Source organism: Cellulomonas telluris (assembly GCF_004886325.1).
Lineage (GTDB): Bacteria > Actinomycetota > Actinomycetes > Actinomycetales > Cellulomonadaceae > Cellulomonas > Cellulomonas telluris.
Genome location: NZ_QXFN01000003.1, coordinates 92,273 through 113,490, shown reverse-complemented (window position 1 = coordinate 113,490; position 21,218 = coordinate 92,273). Strand labels below are relative to the sequence as shown.

General features: G+C 76.1%; 22 protein-coding genes. 5 read left to right on the top strand and 17 right to left on the bottom strand.

The window, feature by feature from the left end; translation table 11 throughout:
* Positions 1 to 106 precede the first annotated feature (106 nt).
* Entirely contained in the window at positions 107 to 2,698 is a 2,592-nt protein-coding gene (locus FB586_RS09355) for a DEAD/DEAH box helicase (RefSeq protein WP_136519083.1), read from the top strand.
* Between the two features lie 94 nt (positions 2,699 to 2,792).
* On the opposite strand, the gene FB586_RS09350 is transcribed toward FB586_RS09355, so the two are convergent.
* From FB586_RS09350 to FB586_RS09315, 8 genes are all read right to left on the bottom strand, one after another.
* Positions 2,793 to 3,428: a hypothetical protein gene (locus tag FB586_RS09350; RefSeq protein ID WP_136519082.1), complete on the bottom strand. Its 636-nt coding sequence runs from the start codon at positions 3,426 to 3,428 to the stop codon at positions 2,793 to 2,795.
* Between the two features lie 219 nt (positions 3,429 to 3,647).
* Positions 3,648 to 4,013: an Rv3654c family TadE-like protein gene (locus tag FB586_RS09345; protein ID WP_168800518.1), complete on the bottom strand. Its 366-nt coding sequence runs from the start codon at positions 4,011 to 4,013 to the stop codon at positions 3,648 to 3,650.
* A 113-nt stretch (positions 4,014 to 4,126) separates the two neighbouring features.
* On the bottom strand, positions 4,127 to 4,588 hold the full coding sequence (locus tag FB586_RS09340; RefSeq protein ID WP_187697864.1) for a TadE family type IV pilus minor pilin: 462 nt from the start codon (positions 4,586 to 4,588) through the stop codon (positions 4,127 to 4,129).
* Positions 4,585 to 4,908, bottom strand: a complete 324-nt coding sequence (locus FB586_RS09335) for a DUF4244 domain-containing protein (protein ID WP_136519080.1) — start codon at positions 4,906 to 4,908, stop codon at positions 4,585 to 4,587. Before FB586_RS09335 ends, FB586_RS09340 begins: the two co-directional genes overlap by 4 nt.
* 154 nt (positions 4,909 to 5,062) lie before the next feature.
* Positions 5,063 to 5,668 carry a type II secretion system F family protein gene (locus FB586_RS09330; protein ID WP_246036672.1) on the bottom strand — a complete coding sequence of 202 codons (606 nt, stop codon included), beginning with the start codon at positions 5,666 to 5,668 and terminating at the stop codon, positions 5,063 to 5,065.
* On the bottom strand, positions 5,665 to 6,381 hold the full coding sequence (locus FB586_RS09325; protein WP_136519079.1) for a type II secretion protein F: 717 nt from the start codon (positions 6,379 to 6,381) through the stop codon (positions 5,665 to 5,667). Before FB586_RS09325 ends, FB586_RS09330 begins: the two co-directional genes overlap by 4 nt.
* A complete protein-coding gene (locus tag FB586_RS09320) occupies positions 6,378 to 7,607 on the bottom strand; it encodes a TadA family conjugal transfer-associated ATPase (protein WP_136519569.1) in 1,230 nt (409 codons plus the stop codon). Before FB586_RS09320 ends, FB586_RS09325 begins: the two co-directional genes overlap by 4 nt.
* Before the next feature lie 128 nt (positions 7,608 to 7,735).
* Complete coding sequence (locus tag FB586_RS09315; protein WP_246036670.1) at positions 7,736 to 8,446, bottom strand: CpaE-like family protein; 711 nt, start codon at positions 8,444 to 8,446, stop codon at positions 7,736 to 7,738.
* Between the two features lie 187 nt (positions 8,447 to 8,633).
* On the opposite strand from FB586_RS09315, the gene FB586_RS09310 reads away from it, so the two are divergent.
* Positions 8,634 to 9,419 (top strand): HAD family hydrolase, encoded by a 786-nt coding sequence (locus tag FB586_RS09310; protein ID WP_136519078.1) that lies wholly within the window; start codon positions 8,634 to 8,636, stop codon positions 9,417 to 9,419.
* A 366-nt stretch (positions 9,420 to 9,785) separates the two neighbouring features.
* On the opposite strand, the gene FB586_RS09305 is transcribed toward FB586_RS09310, so the two are convergent.
* Genes FB586_RS09305 through FB586_RS09285 form a run of 5 tightly spaced genes read right to left on the bottom strand, consistent with a single transcriptional unit; the run spans position 9,786 to position 12,496 of the window.
* The gene (locus FB586_RS09305; protein ID WP_136519077.1) at positions 9,786 to 10,199 is read right to left on the bottom strand and encodes a hypothetical protein; all 414 of its coding nucleotides are present in this window, start codon (positions 10,197 to 10,199) and stop codon (positions 9,786 to 9,788) included.
* Between the two features lie 27 nt (positions 10,200 to 10,226).
* Entirely contained in the window at positions 10,227 to 10,547 is a 321-nt protein-coding gene (locus FB586_RS09300) for a transcriptional regulator (RefSeq protein WP_136519076.1), read from the bottom strand.
* Entirely contained in the window at positions 10,544 to 11,116 is a 573-nt protein-coding gene (locus tag FB586_RS09295) for a hypothetical protein (RefSeq protein WP_136519075.1), read from the bottom strand. Before FB586_RS09295 ends, FB586_RS09300 begins: the two co-directional genes overlap by 4 nt.
* 52 nt (positions 11,117 to 11,168) lie before the next feature.
* The gene (locus tag FB586_RS09290; RefSeq protein WP_136519074.1) at positions 11,169 to 12,020 is read right to left on the bottom strand and encodes a Fic family protein; all 852 of its coding nucleotides are present in this window, start codon (positions 12,018 to 12,020) and stop codon (positions 11,169 to 11,171) included.
* Positions 12,017 to 12,496, bottom strand: coding sequence for an NUDIX hydrolase (locus FB586_RS09285; RefSeq protein ID WP_136519073.1), 480 nt, complete (start codon positions 12,494 to 12,496; stop codon positions 12,017 to 12,019). The genes FB586_RS09290 and FB586_RS09285 overlap by 4 nt, the downstream gene beginning before the upstream one ends.
* A 61-nt stretch (positions 12,497 to 12,557) precedes the next feature.
* On the opposite strand from FB586_RS09285, the gene FB586_RS09280 reads away from it, so the two are divergent.
* On the top strand, positions 12,558 to 14,009 hold the full coding sequence (locus FB586_RS09280; RefSeq protein ID WP_136519072.1) for an NAD-dependent malic enzyme: 1,452 nt from the start codon (positions 12,558 to 12,560) through the stop codon (positions 14,007 to 14,009).
* A 37-nt stretch (positions 14,010 to 14,046) separates the two neighbouring features.
* Here the strand turns inward: FB586_RS09280 and FB586_RS09275 are convergent, their stop codons facing one another.
* The 4 genes from FB586_RS09275 to FB586_RS09260 all read right to left on the bottom strand — a co-directional run bounded on the left by FB586_RS09275 (position 14,047) and on the right by FB586_RS09260 (position 19,022).
* Positions 14,047 to 14,976 (bottom strand): carbohydrate ABC transporter permease, encoded by a 930-nt coding sequence (locus tag FB586_RS09275; protein WP_370741059.1) that lies wholly within the window; start codon positions 14,974 to 14,976, stop codon positions 14,047 to 14,049.
* Entirely contained in the window at positions 14,970 to 15,989 is a 1,020-nt protein-coding gene (locus FB586_RS09270; protein WP_136519071.1) for an ABC transporter permease, read from the bottom strand. The genes FB586_RS09275 and FB586_RS09270 overlap by 7 nt, the downstream gene beginning before the upstream one ends.
* Before the next feature lie 67 nt (positions 15,990 to 16,056).
* Positions 16,057 to 17,727: an ABC transporter substrate-binding protein gene (locus FB586_RS09265; protein WP_136519070.1), complete on the bottom strand. Its 1,671-nt coding sequence runs from the start codon at positions 17,725 to 17,727 to the stop codon at positions 16,057 to 16,059.
* A gap of 281 nt (positions 17,728 to 18,008) precedes the next feature.
* Positions 18,009 to 19,022 (bottom strand): LacI family DNA-binding transcriptional regulator, encoded by a 1,014-nt coding sequence (locus tag FB586_RS09260; protein ID WP_136519069.1) that lies wholly within the window; start codon positions 19,020 to 19,022, stop codon positions 18,009 to 18,011.
* A gap of 258 nt (positions 19,023 to 19,280) precedes the next feature.
* Between FB586_RS09260 and FB586_RS09255 the strand changes: the two genes are divergently transcribed.
* Positions 19,281 to 20,114: a formate/nitrite transporter family protein gene (locus FB586_RS09255; RefSeq protein ID WP_136519068.1), complete on the top strand. Its 834-nt coding sequence runs from the start codon at positions 19,281 to 19,283 to the stop codon at positions 20,112 to 20,114.
* A 97-nt stretch (positions 20,115 to 20,211) separates the two neighbouring features.
* Positions 20,212 to 21,114 (top strand): hypothetical protein, encoded by a 903-nt coding sequence (locus FB586_RS09250; protein ID WP_136519067.1) that lies wholly within the window; start codon positions 20,212 to 20,214, stop codon positions 21,112 to 21,114.
* The last annotated feature ends 104 nt before the right edge of the window (positions 21,115 to 21,218 follow it).

The window sequence follows — 21,218 nt, the reverse complement described above, 5'->3', positions numbered from 1 at the left end:
GGGACGATCCTGCACCCGCCGGTCGGCACCCGCGCCCGTCCGGCGGCACCCCTCCCGCACCGACGCGGCCCCCGGGTGCGGCGCGCGCGGGTGGGAGGATGGGGACGTGGGTCCCGGCGAGCTGCTCGACGTGCTGCTCGCCGCGGGTCGGCGGGCGGACCGGGCGACCCACGTGCGGGACCTGCCGCCCCGCGAGGGCCGCCGGGCGGACTGGCCCGACTGGGCGGACGGCGACCTGGTGCGCGGCTACCGGGCCCTCGGCGTGGACCGGCCGTGGGAGCACCAGGTCGAGGCGGCCGAGGCGGTGCGGGGCGGGCACCACACGGTCCTCGCGACGTCGACCGGCTCCGGCAAGTCCCTCGCCTTCTGGCTCCCGGCCCTGACCGCCGTCCGTGCCGGCGCCGCCGACGCCGTGCTCGACCCCGGCCGGATCGAGTCGGCCCGTCGCCGCCCGACCGTGCTCTACCTCAGCCCGACGAAGGCCCTGGCCGCGGACCAGCTCGCCGGGCTCGTGCGGCTGCTCGACGCCGCGGGGACGCGGGACGTGCGCGTCGCCACCTGCGACGGCGACACGGGCCGCGACGAGCGCCGCTGGGTCCGCGAGCACGCCGACGTCGTGCTGACGAACCCGGACTTCCTGCACTTCGCGCTCCTGCCCCAGCACCGGACGTGGTCCCGGGTGCTGTCCTCGCTGGCGTACGTGGTCGTGGACGAGTGCCACGCGTTCCGCGGCGTCTTCGGCGCGCACGTCGGCCTGGTGCTGCGCCGGCTGCGCCGGCTGGCGGCCGCGTACGGCGCCTCGCCCGTCGTGGTGCTCGCCTCGGCGACGACGGCGGACCCGGCCGCGAGCGCGGCCCGGCTGATCGGCGTCGACCCCGCCGACGTCCACGCCGTGACGGCCGACGCCTCGCCGGCCGGGCGCAAGACCGTCGTCCTGTGGCAGCCCCCGGAGCTGCCCGGCGGGGACGGCCCGTGGGCGGCGCTCCTGCCGGAGGACGACCCCTGGGCGACCGTCCTGACCGTGCCCGCGACCGACGTGCCGCGGGAGGAGGACGCGGACGGCGACGGCGACGACCCGCTGCCGGCCACGGACGGCCCCGGGAGCGTCGCGGTTGCGTCCTCCGCCGGCGCGTCCGCTCCGGAGGGCCGCGGCCCCCTGGGCACCGGGGAGCAGCTCGTCGCGGTGCCGCAGGACCGGCCGCGCCGCACGGCGACGGCCGAGGTGGCCGAGCTGCTCGCCGACCTGGTCACCGCCGGCGCGCGCACGCTGGCGTTCACCCGGTCGCGCCGCGGCGCCGAGTCGGTCGCGACGACGACGCGCGCCCACCTCGCGGAGGTCGACCCGACCCTGCCGTCGCTGGTGTCCTCCTACCGCGGGGGCTACCTGCCGGAGGAGCGCCGTGCGCTGGAGCAGGCGATCCGGTCCGGTCACCTGCGGGCGCTCGCCACGACGAACGCGCTCGAGCTGGGCGTCGACATCTCCGGCCTGGATGCGGTGCTCATCGCCGGCTGGCCCGGCACCCGCGTGTCCCTGTGGCAGCAGGCCGGGCGCGCCGGCCGGGCCGGGGCCGAGGGCCTGGTGGTGCTCGTGGCTCGGGAGGACCCGCTCGACACCTACCTCGTGCACCACCCGGAGGCCGCGCTCGACGCGCCCGTCGAGGCGACGGTCTTCGACCCGCAGAACCCGTACGTGCTCGCGCCGCACCTGTGCGCCGCAGCGGCGGAGCAGCCGCTGCGCGCCGACGAGCTGGACCTGTTCGGCCCCCGCGCCGGCGATCTGCTCACCGAGCTGACCGAGCGCGGCATCCTGCGCCGCCGGCCCTCGGGCTGGTACTGGACGCACGCCGAGCCGGCGAGCCGGATGACGGACCTGCGCGGCGCCGGCGGGCAGCCCGTGCGCGTCGTCGAGCTGGACACGGGCCGTCTGCTGGGCACCGTCGACGCGGCGTCGGCGGACGCCACGGTCCATCCCGGCGCGGTGTACGTGCACCTTGGCGCGACGTACGTCGTGGACGAGCTGCACCTCGAGGACGGCGTCGCGCTCGCGACGCGGCGCGACGTGGACCACGGCACGTGGGCCCGCTGGGTGACGTCCACCGAGATCGTCGAGGTCGAGCGCGAGGTCGCCTGGGGCCCGCTCACGTGGAGCTTGGGGCAGGTGGACGTGACGACGCAGGTGCTGGGCTACCAGCGCAAGCGGCTGCCTGACCTGCAGGTGCTGTCCACCCACGAGCTGGACCTGCCGCCGCGCACGCTGCGCACCGCGGCGGTCTGGTGGACCGCACCGCCCGAGGTGCTCGCACGGGCCGGGGTCACCCTCGAGACGGCCCCGGGCGCGCTGCACGCCGCCGAGCACGCGTCGATCGGGCTGCTGCCGCTGCTCGCGACGTGCGACCGCTGGGACCTCGGCGGGTTCTCCACCGTGGTGCACGCCGACACCGGCACGGCGACCGTGTTCGTCCACGACGGTCACCCCGGCGGCGCCGGCTTCGCCGAGCGGGGCTTCGAGCTCGGCGCGACGTGGCTGCGCGCGACGCGGGACACGATCGCCTCGTGCCCGTGCGGGACGGGCTGCCCCGCCTGCGTGCAGTCGCCCAAGTGCGGCAACGGCAACGAGCCGCTCGACAAGGCGGCCGCGCTGCGGCTGCTCGACGCGGTGCTCGCGCACGCACCGGCGCCGTTCCGGCTCTCCCGCTAGGCATTGGCGCGGACGGTCGATACGGGTACGCGCACCACCGCTCCGATCCGTACAGCGCCAGCCGTCGAAGTAACCGGCACGGTGATGCTGGCGGTCAAACTCTAGGCGGGTAGGCCATCTCAATCTGCGCGCGCAATTTAGTTAACTCTGCGTCACTTGGCTTCGCAGCCCACTTGCCATCTTCTCGCAGAATCAACACCTCACCAGCATGCGGGCCGAATCTCAGGTCGTAGATCTGAGGGGCGAGGAGCGGGAGAAGGGCGAACCACACGTCTGTAGCCTGTCTACTTGCAACCAGCAACGAATCGCAGATGCGCTGATAGCGGACGGGGTCGATCGGCCGCATAGGTCCGAGGCCGCTGGTACGCGTGGAGCTTGGCTCCCACACGCCTTCCTTCAACCTGTTGAAGTAGGTCGCATGGATCACGTTATTGCGCTCGTCCAGCGCCGATTTCACGACCGAGCAGCAGGCTACAACGGCGGAGCTCTCGACTCGCGCCCAAGGCGGCAAGCCGTCCTCCTGCCTCGCCTTCTTCTTGAAGCGATCCGCCGCCGCCGTCGCGCTCACCGCACGACAGTCATCTAGCGCGAGCGCATCGCAGATCTTATAAATCTGGTCTTCTAACTGCGTGCCAAGGATAGCGATCTTGCCGACGAGCGTGATCACCGCCGGATCCAGATCGAGAAACGTCGCCCCTTCGCCACTGGCCCGACTCACCCACAAGGTCATGGCTAGGGAGGGTAGTCCCTCCGAAGACGCGCGACTCATCCCCCGCGCGGCGGTGAGGCGCTCGTTTCCACTAGGGAAAAGAGAACCTTGGCGTAGAGCGATGCTCTGGTACGTGCCAAGTCGCATCATCACTCCCACACTCTCCGGCCGTCGGCGAGGAGCACAACCGCTTGGTCCGGGGTGCTGATGCCCTCGCCGTGGCCGGCATAATTCCGCAGGTCACGGCGCCGCGCGCCGCGCCGGCCCTGCGTTTTGGGCCGCGGCCGGGCCCGCACGGGCCACGTCCGTCGCCCCACCCAGGGCCGCGGGGACGCGCACCCGCACGGTCATGGTGCCGCCCGGACCGGCCAGGCAGCGCACCAGGACTGCTCGGTTGCGCCGCGCGGCCTCGCCGGCGGCACCGCACGCGTCACCTCCGCCGAGCGCTCGCTGCGCGCCCGCGAGCGCGGCGAGGTCGGCGGCGGCGGACGCGCGGGCAGCGGCCACGTGCGCGGCACCGACGGCCCCCACGGCCGCGGCGAGCGCGACGGCCGCGGAGACGACCGCGAGCAGCAGCACCGAGCCTGAGCCGCGGTCGCCGCCCAACCGGCCTCCCCCGCCGCCGGTCGTCCCGTCCAACCTCGTCCCGTCCCGCATCGTCCCGTCCCGCGTCGTCCCGTCCCGCGTCGTCCCGTCCCGCGTCGTCCCGTCCCGCGTCGTCACGCGCTCCCCCCGCCGGCGGCGCCGTCCACGCCCCTGTCCCGCGCGACATCGGACGGCGCGCCGACCGCCCGGGCCGTGCCCGGCTCCGCCCACGACGTCGCCGACGCCTCGGCCCGCAGCCCGCCCAGACCCGCCCAGCCCACGACCGGTGCGCTGACCCTCACGGTCACCCAACCCCCGGACCTCCCGACGCGCACGTCCGCCGCCCGCCCACCGAGTGCGTCCCGCGCCGCCGCGACCGCGGCGCCGTCCGGCTCGCCGATGGCGGCGACCCGAGCGGCGGTGCGCGCCGCGTCGAGGCAGCGCAGCTGGGCGAGCGCCGCGGCGCCCGTGGCGAGGACCGCCACGAGCACCACGGCCACGGCCACCATCCCGATCGCCAGCTCGGCGGTGACGGCACCGCGGTCGCCGGACGGCCGCGCGCGCCCCTCCGGACCGCCGCGGCGCCCGCCGGTCATCCGCCGAGCGCCTGACGCACGATGCCCGTCAGCAGGCCCTTCACCTCGTTGCCCTTGAGGATCACGACGAGCAGACCGGCGAAGCCCACCGCCGCCAGGGTGGCGATCGCGTACTCGGCCGTCGCCATGCCGGCGTCCCCGGCGAGCGCGCGGAGCCGCGCGCCTCCCGCGGCGACCGCCCCGGCCGAACCCGCCACCTCCAGGTCGCCCCCCTCCAGGTCGCCGCCCGCCGGGCGGACGGCCCCCGCCGCGTCCGCGTCCGTGACCGCCGTGGTCCCGCCCGTCGCGCCGGTCGTCCCGGCGCCCTCCGTCCCTGTCATCCCTGCTCCTTCCGTCGGCCGCGTTCGCGGCGCGGGACCCGGACGGGCCCGCTGCTCGAGCGTCGTGGGAACGGGTCGTCCCGCAGCGGTCGCTCCCGTCCCGCGGTGGCCGTCGCACGGCCGACGCGGGGCTGTGGTCGGCTGGCGACCGCCGTCACCAGCCGAGCCCGTGCGCCAGCCCGAGCACCACGGGGACCAGCCCGAGCAGGACGAACGCGGGGAGGAAGCAGGCACCGAGCGGCAGCGTGAGCTGCACCGACAGGGCGCCCGCCGCCGCTCGCACCCGTGCCCGCCGCTCCCGCCGCAGCCGGTCGGACGCCGCGCGCAGCTGCGGCCCGGGCGACGCACCGGCCTGCCAGGCGGTCGCGAGGGCGTCACCCACGACGGCGGCGCCGGGCGGGGCCCCTGCCCACGCCAGGTCCCATGCACCGCCCAGCTCGAGCGTGGCACCGGCGCGGACGAGGGCGTCCCCGTCGGGCCCGCCGAGGTGCCGCCCGACGACGACGAGCGTGCGGGGCAGCGCCGCCCCGGCTGCGACGGCGGCCCCGCACAGGTCGAGGAGGAACGCCGCGTCGGTGGTGGGCGGGACGGTCGGCTCCGGGGCCTCGACCGTGCGCCGCCCCCGCCGCACCGTGCGGACGCCACCGGACCGGGCGGCGCGCCCGGACGAGCGCAGGCGCGCGAGCGACCACCACGGGGCGGTGCCGAGGACCACGGCAGCAGCGACGAGCACACCTGCCGGCACCGCCTGGCCGCTCACCGCCCGCCGCCGGTCGCCGCGGCGCGCCGGAGCAGCGCCGCCACCCACGCGCGTCCGGCCAGCACCAGGAGCACGCCGAGGACCCCGCACGCGGTGCCCACCCCGCCCGACGTCAGCACGTGCCAGGGTCGGGCACCGAGGGCCTCGCCGACCAGCAGGCCGAGCACCGGCAGGAGCACCAGGACGCGGGAGGTCGCGCGCGGCCCCGCGAGCGCGGCGCTCACCTCCCCCTCGTGCTCGGCGTCCGCCGCGACAGCGGCGGCGAGGTCGTCGAGCACCTCGGCCAGCGGCGCGCCCAGCTCGGCCGCGGTCCGGGTGCCCACCACCACGGCGTGCGCCCGAGCCCGGCGGGCGTCGTCGCGCCGCCTCCGCGGCCGCAGGCGGTCGGCACGGGGCTCGGTCGCGGCCAGGAGGGCCGCCGCCGAGGGCGCGGCCGCGTCCGCCGCGGTGCCGAGCACGGCCCGCCACGCCTCGCCCTGCCCGGCGCCGGCACGGAGCCGGGCGGCGACCGCGAGGAGCAGCGCGCCGAGGTCGCCGCCGTCCGACGCGGGACGGCGGCCGGTGGCCGGCGCTGCCGCGGCGGTCGGCCCTGCCCCCGTCCCACCTCGCCCCCGACGTCGTCCCGTCGACGCGGGAGGCGGCACGGGCCGGCCGGCCGGACCCGCGGCGGCCAGCACGGCGAGCGCCACGAGGGCCCCCACGAGCACCGTCACGTCCGGTCGCCGTCGCCCGTGCCCGTAGCCGCGTCCGCACCCTGCAGCTCCGGCCCCGGCCCCGGCCCCGGCCCCGGCACGGAGCCGGAGGGCACCGCGTCCTCCTGGCCGCGCCGGTGCAGCTCCAGCCGCGCGGCGAGCCGCGGCCACCCGTGCCCGGTCCGCACCTCCCCGTCCTCGTCCACGTGCAGGGCCGTGGTCACCGCGAGGGACCCGTCGTGCCCGCGCCCGACGACCCCGACCTCCGCCAGGCGCCGGCTCGCGCCGTCCCGGCCGCGGCGCACGTGCAGCACCGCGTCGATCGCGCTGACCGCCTGCGCCGCGAGTGCCGCCCGGTCGAGGCCCGCGAGCGCGGCCATCGCCTCGAGCCGCGCCGGCACGTCGCGGGCCGCGTTGGCGTGCAACGTCGCGCACCCGCCCTCGTGGCCGGTGTTCAGCGCCGCCAGCACCTCCCGCACCTCCGCACCGCGGCACTCCCCCAGCACGAGGCGGTCGGGGCGCATCCGCAGCGCCTCGCGCACCAGGTCGGCCAGGCCGACGCCGCCGGCGCCGTCGACGTTCGGGCGGCGTGCGGTGAGCCGGACGACGTGCGGGTGGTCCGGCACCATCTCGCCGGACTCCTCGACGAGCACGATGCGCTGGTCGTGCGGCACGAGCGAGAGCAGCGCCGCGAGCAGGGTCGTCTTGCCGGCGCCGGTGGGCCCGGACACCAGCACGTTCGCCCGCCGGCCGACCAGGGCGACCAGCACCGGCGCGAGTACGGGCGCCACCGACCCCGACGCCACCAGGTCGTGCAGCGTCAGCGCGCGGGGCCGCACGACCCGCAGGCTCAGGACGGTGCACCCGTCGGCCAGGGGCGGCAGGACGGCGTGCAGACGGGTGCCGTCGGGCAGGCGCGCGTCGACGGTGGGTGCCGCGTCGTCGAGGCGCCGGCCGGCCGCGGCGGCGAGCCGGACGGCGAGCGCGCGCACCTGGTCGGGCCCGCCGAGGTCGAGGTCGACCCGCCGCAACCGGCCGGCCTGCTCGACCCAGACGTCCGCCGGGCCGTTGACGAGCACGTCGGTGACGCCCGGTGCGTCGAGCCACCGCTGCAGCGGCCCGGCGCCGACCAGCTCGTCCGCGACCGCCCGCACGGCCTGCGCCAGGGGGACGGGACCGAGCAGCGTGCCGTGCGCACGCAGGGCACGGTCCACCACCGGGGTGAGGTCGTCGGGACGCGCCGGCATCGACCGCAGGGCCTCGCGCACGGCGGCGACGACCGCCGGCGGCACAGGACGCCGCGACGGCGCGTCACCGGGCGCCTCGACGGGCCGGCGGACGACCACGGCGTCCGCCGCGGCACCACGGTCGCCGCTCACGCCGTCAGCCCGAGCCGTCGGACGACCGCGTGCGCGGCCCCCGCGGCGGGCCCTCGCCCGCCGGGCCCCGCGCGTTCGGCGCGCGCCGCGAGGGCCCGGTCGCGGCGGGCGGCGGCCCACACGGGCACACCCGTCGCGGACGCCACGTCGGCGGCGGACAGACCGCCCGGCGGCCGCCCCAGCACGACCACGCCGCACCCCGTGCCCGCGGCAGCGAGCCGGGGGGCGAGCGCGAGGACGCCCGCGACGCACCGCAGGTCGGCCCGCGCCACGACCACGACGGCGTCGCAGGCGGGCAGGGGCGCGTGCCCGTCGACGACGTCGCCGCGGTCCAGGTCGAGCACGAGGGCGCCCACCGTGCAGGACAGGGCGTGCAGGACGTCGACGCGCACGCCCGCGTCCACCGGGTCGGGCCGCTCCCGGTCGGCCGAGAGCACGGCGCACGCGCCCCAGCGCGGCAGCAGACCGACGACGTCCTCGCCGTGCACGTCCCCGCCCGCGCCGCGCAGGTCGGGCCACCGCGCGCCGGACGTCTCCTCGATCCCGAGCACGACGTCGAGACCGCCGCCACCACGCACGAGGTCGACGAGCACGGTCGACGTCGTCCGCGACGTGCGCCGTGCGAGCAGCGCCGCGAACGTCGAGGCACCCACGCCCCCGGCCGCCCCCACGACACCCACCACCGCCGCCCGTCGCACCTGCGTCACGCCACCGCCTCCGCCCCGGCGCCCGGCGGCGCCTCGCAGGTCAGGCTGGACGCCGGCGGCGTCCGCGACCGGGCCGGGCGCGGCCCACGGTGGACGCCCCGCGTCCCGTCGGGGCTGTGGTCGGGTCGGCCCACGCACCGGCTGGCGCCCACGACGGCCGTCGGTGCTTCCCGCTAGCCTCACGCGGGTGGTCCGTGCCGCCGCGTTCTTCGACCTCGACAAGACGATCATCGCGACGTCGTCGGCGACCGCCTTCTCGCGCGGCTTCCTCGCCGAGGGGCTGCTGACGCGCCGCCGTGTCGTGGCGTCCGCGTACGCCCAGCTCGCCTACCTGCTGGGCAGCGCCGACGAGGCGGCGACCGAGCGGCTGCGTGCGCAGCTCGCGCGGACCGTCACGGGCTGGGACGTCGCGACCGTCTCGTCCGTCGTGCGCGAGACGCTGCACGAGTCGATCGACCCGACCGTCTACGCGGAGGCCGTCGAGCTCATCGCGGAGCACCACGCCGCCGGACGGGACGTCGTGGTCGTCTCGGCCTCGGGCGCGGAGGTGGTGGAGCCGATCGCGCAGATGCTCGGCGCGGACGCCGTCGTCGCGACGCGCATGGCGGTCGCGGACGGCCGGTACACGGGCGACGTCGAGTTCTACGCGTACGGCGAGAACAAGGCGAGCGCGGTGCGCGACCTCGCCCGCGAGCGCGGGTACGACCTGGCCGCGTGCTACGCGTACTCCGACTCCGTCACCGACGCCCCCATGCTCGCTGCCGTCGGGCAGGCGTTCGCGGTGAACCCGGACCGTGCGCTGCGGCGCCTCGCCGCCGAGCGGGGCTGGGGCGTGCTGACGTTCCGACGCACGGTGCGCCTGAGCCGGCTGCACCGCCACGCGCGCGTCACCGCGGCGGTCGTGGCCGCCGCCGCCCTGGCGCTCGTCGCCCTGCTCGTCCTGCGGCGCCGCCGCGGCCCGTCGTCCGCCTGACCAGCGCCCGGACGGGCCCGCGGCCCCGCGGCCCGCGAGCAGGCAGGAGGTCTCCCGGACGACCGGGGTCACTCCTCGGCCGCCGTTCCCAGCATCCGGACACGTCTCCACGGCGACCAGCACGGACGTGAGGCGCCGTTGCCGCCCGGCGCGACCGGGTGTAGACCGGGACGACAACAGAACGACCGAGGGCACCCACGCGCAGGACGCCTACTTTCGGCAGGGCGACCGGGCTGGTCCCGGAGCGCACCTCTTGTGGCAGCACGCCTGATCACCCCGGTCGCGACGTCGGCGACGGCGCCCCGAGCGGGCGCCGTCGTCCGTGTCCGGGCCCGGCCCCGGTCGGGCCCCGCAGCCGTCCCCCGCTCAGTGGTCCCAGGCGTACGCCCGCCCCACGAGCGCGGAGTGCTCCTCCCCGCACTCGCGGTGCACGCGCTGGAACTCCCGGTCGGCTGCCTCCGGGTCGACCTCGTCCGTGTGGTCGACCTCGACGACGAAGCCGGTCCCGGGCCCGTCGGCCCCGACCGGCCCCGGGGTGTACCCGGCGTCCCGCAGGCAGGCACGCTCGGCCTCGTACGCGGCCTCCATCTCGGCGAGCGTCACGACGCCGTCCGCGAGCGCCCGGCGCTGCGCCTCGGGCGCGGTCCCGACCTCCTGGGCGCTGAACGACGCCGCCACCTGGTGGGGCCCCATCGCCCAGAGGTTGAGGGCGTGGTAGCCGAGCGCGAGGGCGACGAGCGACCCGGCGACGACGGTCAGGGTGCGGGGACGACGGGTCACGGTGGTCCTTCCCGGGACGACGGAGGGTCAGGGGGTGGGCGGGTCGAGGCGGAGCAGGTGGCGCAGGAGCTCGACCTCGGCGGTGAGGGCGCGCGTCCCCTGCGGGGTGATGCGGGCCCAGGTGCGGGGCCGGCGCCCGTCCGAGCCCTTGCGGAGCTCGACGTGCCCGGCCTCGACCAGCACCTCGAGGTGCCGGCCGAGGTTGCCGTCGGTGAGCCCGAGCGTCCGCCGCAGGTGCGTGAAGTCCGCCTCCTCGTGCTCCGCGAGCACCGCGAGGATGCCCAGGCGCGCCCGCTGGTGGACGGTCTCGTCGAGGTCGGCGAGCGGGTGGCGGTGGGTCGCGCTCACGGTGCGGGCGCGCCCGCCAGGACGGCCCGCTCGGCGGCGAGCGCCCGGGCCGCGGCGACGACGAGGGCGAGCGCGACGAGGCCCAGGCCGGTCGCGCCGGCGTGCGGCCCGAGGAACCACGCGTGGTTGTCGAGCGTCCCGAGCCGCGCGAGGGGTGAGACGGCGGCCAGCACGAGGCCGTGCCCCCACAGCAGCGCGGACCGCTGCCGCACGCCGACGACGACGAGCCCGAGGCCGAGGACGACGCCCGGCCCGGCCAGGAGGAGGAGCAGGTACCCGAAGGGCAGCAGGGCGAGCGCGAGCGCGAACGCGGCCATCACGCCGAAGCCGTCGCGGCCGCCGCCCATGCCGGTGACCCGCTCCCGCACGCGCACGACCGCCCACAGCACGACGTACACGACGACCGGCACCAGGTTCTGCCACCGCCACGAGGCGAGGCCCCAGTCGACCTGCGCGACCGCGAGGACCGCGACCGCGACCGCGTGCACGGCGAGGACGAGCGAGCCGGTGTGCCGCGCGGCGCGCTGCCGGCGCCGCAGCGCGTCGACGTACTCGGGGACGGTGACCACGGCGGTCACTCTGCCGGGCAGAGTGACCGCCGTCAACGGCCGTCCACGGACCTCACCCGCGAGGTTCCGGCCCGCCCAGCCGTCCCGCGAGCACCTGGTCGGCCACCTCCCGCGCCGCGTCGGCCCCCGCCCGGACGGCGTGGGCGGACGCGACGAGCCAGGCGGCGACCCCCTCGGGCGTCCCGGTGGCGTAGCGCGCCGCCCCGGCGAGGTAGGGCGCCGGGGCCGCCTGCCAGCCGGGTTCGGGCAGGACCGCGCCGGTCGGGTCCAGGCCGGTGGTCGCCGTCAGGTACCGCGCGACGGCGCGCGCGGTGACCCCGTTCGCAGCGGCGAAGGGCCGCACCACGAGCAGCTCGGCGTGCACGACCGCCACCACGACGAGGCCCGGTGCCGCCGTCCCTCGCACGACGTCCGCGAGGGCCGCCAGCCGCGCGGCTGCCTCGTCCGCGGGCGGCGCGGCGCCCAGCCCGCGCAGGTCGTGGGCGTCCCCGGCCCGCGGCCGTCCCAGCTCCGCGTCGGGCAGCAGGCCCGCGGCCGCGGCCGCGTGCACCCGCGCGACGAGCTGCGGCAGGGGCACGGACGCCCCGCCGCCGCGTCCGCCGAGCGCCGGCAGCGCCGCCTCGAGCACCGCCTGCGCGCGCAGCGCGCCGGCGGCGACCGAGTCCGGCCCGCCCCCGGGCGCTCCGCCGCCGGTCGCCCACGCGCGCAGCACGTCGACGCCCACGGGGGCTCCGTCGAGCGCGGCCGACGCCGCCGCGGCGCGCAGCCCGCTCTCGGCCCGCACCTCGCGCCACCGCCGCCGGAACGCCTCGTGCCAGCGCAGGCGCTCGCACGCGGTCCGCGCGGCCTCCACCGCCTCGGCGACGGCGGGCACGGCGGCGAGCGCCGCCAGCGGGTCGCTCACGCGACGAACGTCGCCTCGCCGCGCGGCTCCAGCCCGGCGGCCAGCCGCTCCGCCATGTCGGGCGACAGCGGCGGCAGGGCGTCGAGGTCGTACCAGGCGGCGTCGGTGTTCTCCCCGTCCGCGGGGGACGGCTCGCCCGAGACCCAGCGGAACCGGAACGTGAGGTCGAGGTAGGTGGAGCGGTCGCCGTTCTCGTAGGTGACGGGGCCGACGACGCCGACGCGGGCCAGGCGCTCGGGCACCGCGACGACGTCGGCCTCCTCGAGCACCTCGCGCGCGGCGGCGACGGCCGGCTCCTCGCCGGGGTCGACGATGCCCGTCACCGGGGTCCAGGCGCCGCTGTCCGCCCGCCGCACGAGCAGCACCTGCTCGCGGCCCTGGTGCTCGCGCAGGACGACCGCGGTCACGCCGGGCAGCCACAGCAGGGCGTGCCCCACGTGCTCGCGCAGGGCCAGGACGAAGGGAGGCGTGGGCACCCGCCGATGCTACGCAGGCGGCCGACCGGCCGGACCCGGTGCGCGGGGACACAATGGCGCCATGGTCACCGCACCCTCCGTGTCGTCGTCCATCACCGCGCGGCTGGAGGTGCAGGCCAGCCCGACGGCGGTCTCCGACCTCACCACCGCCATCGAGCGGGCCGGGGGCATCGTCACGGCCCTCGACGTCACGGCGTCCTTCCACGAGGCGATGACGGTGGACGTCACGTGCGCGACCCGCGACACCGAGCACGCGGCCGACGTCGTGGCGGCCCTCGAGGCGCTCGAGGGCGTCACGGTCAAGCGCGTCTCGGACCGCACGTTCCTCATGCACCTCGGCGGGAAGCTCTCGATCGAGTCGAAGGTGCCGCTGCGCAACCGCGACGACCTGTCGATGGCCTACACGCCGGGCGTCGCGCGCGTGTCGCAGGCGATCGCCGAGCGCCCCGAGGACGCGCGCCGCCTGACGATCAAGCGGAACACGATCGCCGTCGTCACGGACGGCACGGCGGTGCTGGGCCTGGGCGACATCGGCCCGCTCGCGGCGCTGCCGGTCATGGAGGGCAAGGCGGTGCTGTTCAAGCGGTTCGCGGACATCGACGCGTTCCCGATCTGCCTGGACACCACGGACGTGGACGAGATCGTCCGCACGGTCCGGGCCATCGCGCCGGCGTTCGCGGGCATCAACCTCGAGGACATCTCCGCGCCGCGGTGCTTCGAGGTCGAGCGCCGCCTGCGCGAGGCCCTGGACATCCCGGTGTTCCACGACGACCAGCACGGCACGGCGATCGTCGTGGTCGCGGCGCTGCGCAACGCGCTCACGGTGGTCGGCAAGCGCATGGAGGACGTGCGGGTGGTCATGTCCGGCGCGGGCGCGGCCGGCACGGCGGTGCTCAAGCTCCTGCTCGCCGCGGGCGTCCGCGACGTCGTGGTGACGGACATCGACGGGGTCGTGCACGTCGACCGGCCCGGACTGACCCCGTCCCTGCGGTGGACGGCCGAGCACACGAACCCCCGCGGCGTGACCGGCACGGTGCACGACGCCGTCGTGGGGGCCGACGTCTTCGTCGGCGTCTCCGCGCCGGACGTCATCACCGGCGACGACGTCGCGCTCATGGCGCCGGACTCGATCGTGTTCGCGCTCGCCAACCCGCGCCCCGAGATCGACCCGGACGAGGCGGCCAAGCACGCGGCGGTCGTCGGCACGGGCCGCTCGGACTTCGCGAACCAGATCAACAACGTGCTGGCGTTCCCGGGCGTGTTCCGCGGCCTGCTCGACGCGCAGTCGCACACCATCACCGAGGGGATGCTGCTCGCGGCGGCCGAGGCGCTCGCGTCGGTCGTGCGTCCGGAGGAGCTCAACCCCACGTACATCGTGCCGAGCGTGTTCAACCCGGAGGTGACGACGGTGGTCGCGGCGGCCGTGCGCCGGGCGGCCGGCACCGAGGGCGTCGCCGCCGAGTCGGCGCCCACCACGGGCGAGATCGCGCAGGTGCGCCCGGTCGCACGGTGACCCGCACCGCGGCGACCGGGCGCCCCTCCCCCGGGCCTCAGCCCTTGACGGAGCCGAGCATCACGCCGGACACGAAGTACCGCTGCACGAACGGGTAGACGCACAGGATCGGCAGCACGGTCAGCACCATCGTGACGGCCTGGATGTTCACCGAGATCGACTGCGTCGCGGCGCTCTGCGCGGCCGCCCCCTCCGACGCCGCGGACGAGGCCCCGGCGATGAGGTTGCGCAGGAACAGAGTCACGGGCTGGCGCTGCTGCTCGTCGATGTAGAGGAACGCGGTGAACCAGTCGTTCCAGTACTGCACCGAGTAGAACAGCACCATCGTCGCGATCACCGCCTTCGACAGCGGCAGGACGATCCGCCCGAAGATGCCGAACCAGCCGAGCCCGTCGATCTGCGCGGCCTCCTCGAGCTCACCCGGCAGGTTCTCGAAGAACGACTTCATGACCAGCAGGTTGAAGATCGAGATCGCCCCGGGCAGGACGACGGCCCACAGGGTGTTCTTCATCCCCAGCGACGAGATGAGCACGTAGTTGGGGATGATGCCGCCGTTGAAGAACATCGTGAACACGGCGAACCCGATGAGCAGGCCGCGTCCGCGCAGGTGCCGCTTGGACAGCACGTAGGCGTACGTCGTGGTCAGCGCCATCGCGATCAGCGTGCCGACGACCGTGTACACGACCGTGTTCCGGTAGTTGGCCCAGAACAGCGGGTTCTCGGCGACGGCGCGGTAGGTGTTGAGGTTGAAGCCCACCGGCCAGAAGCTCACCTGCCCCGACCGGATCGCCGCCTCGCTGCTGAACGACTGCGCGACGACCGTGAGGAACGGGTAGAGCATGACGCCCGTCACGAGGACGAGCGCGGAGACGTTCAGCCACGTGAAGACGCGGTACCCGCGCGAGTCGCGGGCCCCCACGGGGCGGGCGTCCGGCGTCTTCACCGGCGCCGTGATCTGGGTCACCACAGGCTCGCTCCCACCGCTCGTCGGGAGATGAGGTTGGCGGTGAGGATCATGATCAGGCCGATCACCGCCTGGAACAGGCCGATCGCCGCGGCGTAGCTCAGGTTGTTGGACACCAGGCCCACCCGGTACAGGTACGTCGAGATGACGTCCGCGGTCTCGTACGTCAGCGGGTTGTACAGGAGCAGGACCTTCTCGAACCCGACGTTGAGGAACGTGCCGACGTTGAGGATGAGCAGCGTGACCATGGTCGGCCGGATGCCCGGCAGGGTGACGTGCCAGGTCTGCTGCCACCGGTTCGCGCCGTCGATGCGCGCCGCCTCGTAGAGCGACGTGTCCACGGTCGTCAGGGCGGCGAGGTAGAGGATCGTCCCCCAGCCCACCGTCTGCCACATCTCCGAGCCGACGTAGATGACCCGGAACCACTCCGGCCGCTGCAGGAACGGCACGGCGTCGCCGCCGAGGCCCTCGATGAGCTGGTTGACCGTGCCCTGCAGCGACAGCAGCTGCATGAGCATGCCGACGACGATGACGACGGACAGGAAGTGCGGCAGGTAGGAGATGGACTGCACGACCCGCTTGAACCGCCGGGAGCGCAGCTCGTTGAGCATGAGCGCCAGGACGATCGGCAGCGGGAAGCAGACGAGCAGGGTCAGCCCGCCCAGGACGATCGTGTTCGTGAACACCGCCCAGAAGGTCGGGTCGTTCATGAACATCTGGATGTAGCGCAGGCCGACGAACTCGTCGCCGAAGATGCTGCCGCCCGGGCGGAACCGGCGGAACGCGATGGCGTTGCCCGCCATGGGCAGGTAGCGGAACACGAGCAGGAACAGCACGGGCGCGACCGCCAGCGCGTACAGCGGCCAGTCCCGCCGCAGCGTGACCCGCCACGGCACGGGCCGGCCGCGTGCGGCGCGGCCGCGCCGGGGGGCGGCGGGCGGGGCCGGGACGTCGTCGGCGACGACGTCCTCGGCGCGCGCCCCGCCGGGGGGTGCGAGGACCCGGGTGGATCTCATGGCGCTCTCCTTCACCGGGCCCTGGTGGGCCGGGCCGGGGCCCGGCCCACCAGGACGGCCCGAGGTCCTAGCCGTTGTTCTCGGCGAAGCGCTCGCGCGCGGTGTTGTACAGGTCCACGTACTGCTGCAGACCCTTGGCCTCGAGCTCGGCGACGTACGCGTCCCACTCGCTCAGCGGCCGCTCGCCCAGGATGAAGCGCAGCGTCGCGGTGTCGACCGCGTCCTTGAGCGGCGTGCCGAGCAGCGCGGCCTGCTCCAGGTCGGCCTCGGAGAGCGGGGCCGGCGGGTTGGGGTCGGTCGGCGTGCGCGTGGACAGCACCTGGTCGATGTACTCGACGGCCTGGTCGGTCGCGTACGACTCCTTCAGCGCCCGCGACTCCGTGGCCTCCGCGAGGAAGGTGCTCCAGCCGAGGTCCTTCTGGATGTCGGTGGGCGCGCCCGGGTTGAGGTTGAAGATGTCGAGCCGGTACTCCGGGTTCAGCGTGTACTCGTCGCCGGACTTCGTGTACGTCTCGCCCTCGACGCCCCAGCGGAGCATGTCGCGCGCCTCCGGCGAGTAGTACAGCCAGTCGAGGAACTGCAGGAGCGCCGTGAAGTGCGGCTTGCTCTCCGCCTCCTTGGTGATCATGAAGCCGTGCCAGAAGTTGCGGGGCTCGACGAGGTCACCGGCGGGGCCTGCGGGCGGCGGCACCTGGACGACCTCGTAGTTGCCCGCGCCGACGGTCGTGTCGAGGGCCTGCGACCACTCGATGGCAGTGCCGCTCGCGCCGGAGCCGGCGAACGCCTTGCCCTCGGAGATGAGCCGCTCGACACGCTCGACGGCCTCCTGGTCCTGGACCGTGAACGAGTCGGGGTGGAGCAGGCCGTCCTTCACGAGGCCGTGGAAGTACTCGACCATCTCCTTGTACTCGTCGGAGGTCGCGGCGTACTCGAGCTCGCCGGCGTCCTCGTCCCACTGCATGCCGTCGCCGAAGCCCCAGCCGGCCTGCGTGCCGAAGCTGCGGGCGGCGTAGTTCAGCAGCGACTGCCCCTGGAACCCGTCCTGCAGCGGGTAGGAGTCCGGGTACGCCGCCTTGAGCTTCAGGAACGCCTCGCGGTACTCGTCCCACGTGTCCGGCATCTCGATGCCGAGCTCGTCGAACTTGTCCTTGCGGACGAGCAGCGTGAACATCGGCACCGACACCTCCTGGAAGCCGGGGAGCATGTACAGCTCGCCGTCCTCCTGGCGCAGGTTGTCGACCATCTCCTGCAGGTCCCACTCCTCCACGTACTTCTGGAAGTGCGGCATCTGGTCGAGGTACTTGCTCAGCGCCACCACGGAGCCGGAGGCGGCGAACTGCTTCTCCTCGCCGGTGTAGACGAGCGGGATGATCTCGGGCGCGTCGCCGGCGCTGATGAGCAGGCTGCGCTTCTCGAGGTGGTCGCTGAGCGGGATGTGCGTCGTCTTGAGGTCGACGTTGGTCCGCTCCTCGAGGACGTCGAAGAACTCCCACGAGTCCTTGACCGTCACCTCGGGCCAGTCGGTCCACAGGATCGAGAACTCGACCGGCTCGGTCGCCTTGAACTGGTCGCCGGCGGCGTAGTCCTCCATCGCGCCGGTGGTCCCCGCGTCGGCGGCGTCGTCGTCGCCGCCCCCGGAGCCGCACGCGGCGAGCGACAGCGCCAGCGCCGCCGCGACCGCGGCGGCGGCACGCGTGGACCGCGGCCGACGCCCTCCGTAGTTGCCCACACGTGTCATCTGGCTCTCCTCGTCGAGATCCGTCCGGGACGTCGCCCGGTGGGTGGTGCACGTCAGATCCGGACGCCGACGCCGTCGTGGCGGTGGTCCGGGGTCCTCCTCGACCCCGGAGCGGCACGTGCGGCGGCGACGCTATATCGATACACGACCTCGTGCGATATCGATATACCTGCCGATGGGCGGGGACACTATGCGGGCGGGCACCCCGCGGTCAACGCCCCGTTGGGGCGACGCGCCCTCAGGGCGACGCGGCGCGCGGGGCGCGGGCCTGCGGCGGCGCCTCAGGCGCTCGAGCCCCGCACGACCAGCTCCACCGGCGTCGTCAGGCGCACGGGCGCCGAGTCGTCCCCCGCCAGCCGGCGCTCGAGGACCGCGACGGCCTGCCGCGCGACCCACTCGCGCCCCGGGTCCACCGACGACAGCCCGGGCACCGTGAACTCGCTGCCCCGCAGGGCGTCGAACCCCACGACCGCGACGTCGTGCGGCACCCGCAGCCCGGCGTCGTGCAGCGCGGCCAGGACGCCGTAGGCCATTTCGTCCGTGACCGCGAAGACCGCGTCGAAGCCGGCGCCCTCCGCGATCGCGCGGGCCACGACGCGCCGCGCCCCCTCCGCCGTGTACAGCGCGTCGCCGAGCAGCAGGCGCTCGTCGGGTACGAGCCCGCGCGCCCGGTGGGCGGTGCGCCAGCCCTCGATGCGCTGGTCCGACGTCGCGTCCGGCGCACCCGGTGCGCTCCCGTCACGGGTGAGCGCGTGCCCGTCCACCACCGCCACCCGCCGGGCGCCCCGGTCGAGCAGGTGGCCGACCGCGAGCCGCGCCCCCTCCTCGTTCGCGATCCCGATGTGGTCGAACCGCGGCGGCACGTCGTGCTCGCCCAGCAGCAGGAGCGGCTGCGTCAGGCTCAGGGCGTCCATCTCGTCGTAGGTGAGGCCGACCGCGCTGAGGACGACCGCGTCGTACTGGCGCAGCCGCGCCTGCGACAGCGCGGAGAGCTCGCCCTCCTTGCTGGCGCCCGACTGCGCCACGACCAGGTGGCGGTCGTGCCGGGCGATCTCGACCGCGAAGCACGCGGCGAGCTCGGCGAAGTACACGTGGTCGAACCGGGGCACGATGAGCGCGACGGTGTCGACCCGGCCGGCACGCAGCCGGCGCGCGGTCAGGTTGATCTCGTAGCCCAGCTCCTCGACGGCCGCGAGCACGCGCCGACGCGTCTCGTCCCCGACCCGCGGGCGGTCGTTGAGGACGTTGGAGACGGTCATCTTCGACACGCCCGCGAGGCGTGCGACGTCGCTCATCGTCGCCACGCGCCCGCCCCTGCCCACCGAGGGTCCCACCGCTGCTCCTCCTGCCTCGCCGGCAGGCCCGCACGTCACCGGGCCGCCGCGGGCCCCACTGTCCCAGGTGCGGGCCCCGCCCGTGACCGCGTCCCGCCCACCCGGACGGGACGCTCCGGACGCGCACGGACGGATCGGGCGTGCCGCGGGGCCCGTCGGCGCGGCGACCTGCCCTTTCGTCCCGGGTCGCGACCGGGCGGCGCCACGACGATGGGCCCCGTGCTGACCATCCCCGAGGCCGTCGCCGCGCAGGCCGACGCCGCCGCGCACAAGGTCGCGCTGCTGCGCACGCCCGGCCTGCTCCTCGTCCGCACGATGCTCGCCGGCGCCGCGATCGGCATCGGCGTGCTCGTCCTGCTCACGGCGGGCGGGCCGCTCGTCGTCGCGGGCTCCCCGTGGGCGCCGCTCGTCAACGGCCTCGTCTTCGGCGTCGCCCTGACGATCGTGCTCGTGGCCGGCGGCGAGCTCGCGACGAGCGCGATGATGGTCCTCACGCAGGGCGTCCTCGCGCGCCGCGTGGGGTGGGGCCGGGCCGGCGCCACTCTGCTCGCCTGCCTCGGCGGCAACCTGCTCGGCTCCGCGGCGTTCGCCGCGCTGGTGCACGTGTCGGCGGCGGCGGCCCCGGGGACGGCCGCCGGCGAGACGCTCGCGCGCCTCGTCGAGCACAAGGCCGGGGCGACGACGGCGCAGCTGCTGGTGCGCGGGGTGCTGTGCAACCTGCTCGTCTGCCTCGCCGTCTGGTGCTGGGGACGCCTCGGCCCCGGCGCCGCGGGCGTCGCGGTCGTGGTCGGGTGCGTCATGGTCTTCATCACCTCGGGCTTCGAGCACGTGGTGGCGAACATGACGACGTTCTCGCTCGCGCTGTACGGCGACGTCCCGGGGGCGACGGTGGCGGAGGCGGCGCGCAACCTCGTCGTCGTCGGCGTGGGGAACAGGCTGGGCGGCGCGGTGCTCGTGGGGGCCGCGTACGCCTACGGCGCGCACCCGGCGTCCGGGGTGCCGCAGGCCGTCCCGCCGCGCGCGCCCGCGGCGGCCGCGACCGCGCCGGTCTGACCCGCCGCGCGCCGCCCGGCCACCGGCCGCCGGCCGCACTACCGTGGGCGCGACCCAGGCGTCGGTGGACGCCGAGGCGCGACCCGCGGGAGCACGCATGAGCACCTCAGACCCGCAGCGGCCGACCGGCCCGGTGCGCGACGGCGCGAGCGAGCCCGGCACGGACACGGGCCGGCACGCCGTCGCGCGGCCGGTACCCACGCCCCCGGAACCGCTGGACGGCGGGGCGGACGGGGGCGCCACCGCCGCCACCCCGCCCGTGCGCCCGGGGCCGCCGACCACCGCGGCGACCCACCCCGCGACCAGCCCCGCCGCCCCCGCCCGGCCGGCGGGGGTCCCGCAGCCGGCCGGCGCGCCCGAGGCGGCCGGCGCGCGCCAGGACGCGGACCGGCCCGGCCCCGACGCACGGGACGCGGGGCGCGACGACGAGCACGACGCGCCCGGCCCGAACCGCGTCGCCCCGCGCGGCGACCACCCGGAGGGCTCCGACGACGGCGACCTCTTCCCCGACCCGAACGCGCCGCGCACCGCGCACGCCGGCACGCACGTGCTCGGGGTGCTCGTGGGGCTGCTGCTCGCCCCGGTCGCGGCGCTGCTCGCCCTCGTCGGGCAGTCGCGGATCCTCGTGGCCCAGGTCGACGGCTGGGACGCGTCGCTCGACGTGCTCGGCATCGTCCTGGTGTCCGTGGGGGCGGTGCTGCTCGCGCTCGTCCTGCTGCTCGCGCTGTGGACCCCGGCGGTGCCGGTGACGGCCGGGGTCGTCCTCGGGCTCCTCGGCGGCCTCGCGCTGTACGCGCCGGGGATCGCCCGGCAGCAGGTGCTCGCGGTCGTCGACGCGGACGCCTGGTACCGCACGACCGTCGAGAGCACGGTGGCCGCCACCTCGGGCACCCTGCTGGCCGTCGGGCTCCTCGTGCTGGTCGGGGGCCTGGTCGCGGCGGCGGCGCGTCGGCGCGGCGTGCGGCTGGGCGTGTTCCGCGAGCGCAACCGCGCCGTCTGAGCGCGCGCGGGCGGATCCGGACGGACCGGACGCGCGCCGCGGGCGGTCCGGGCGGCGCGGACGTCCCGCGCCGTGCGTGCGCCGCGTCCGCGCCCGGGACTAAG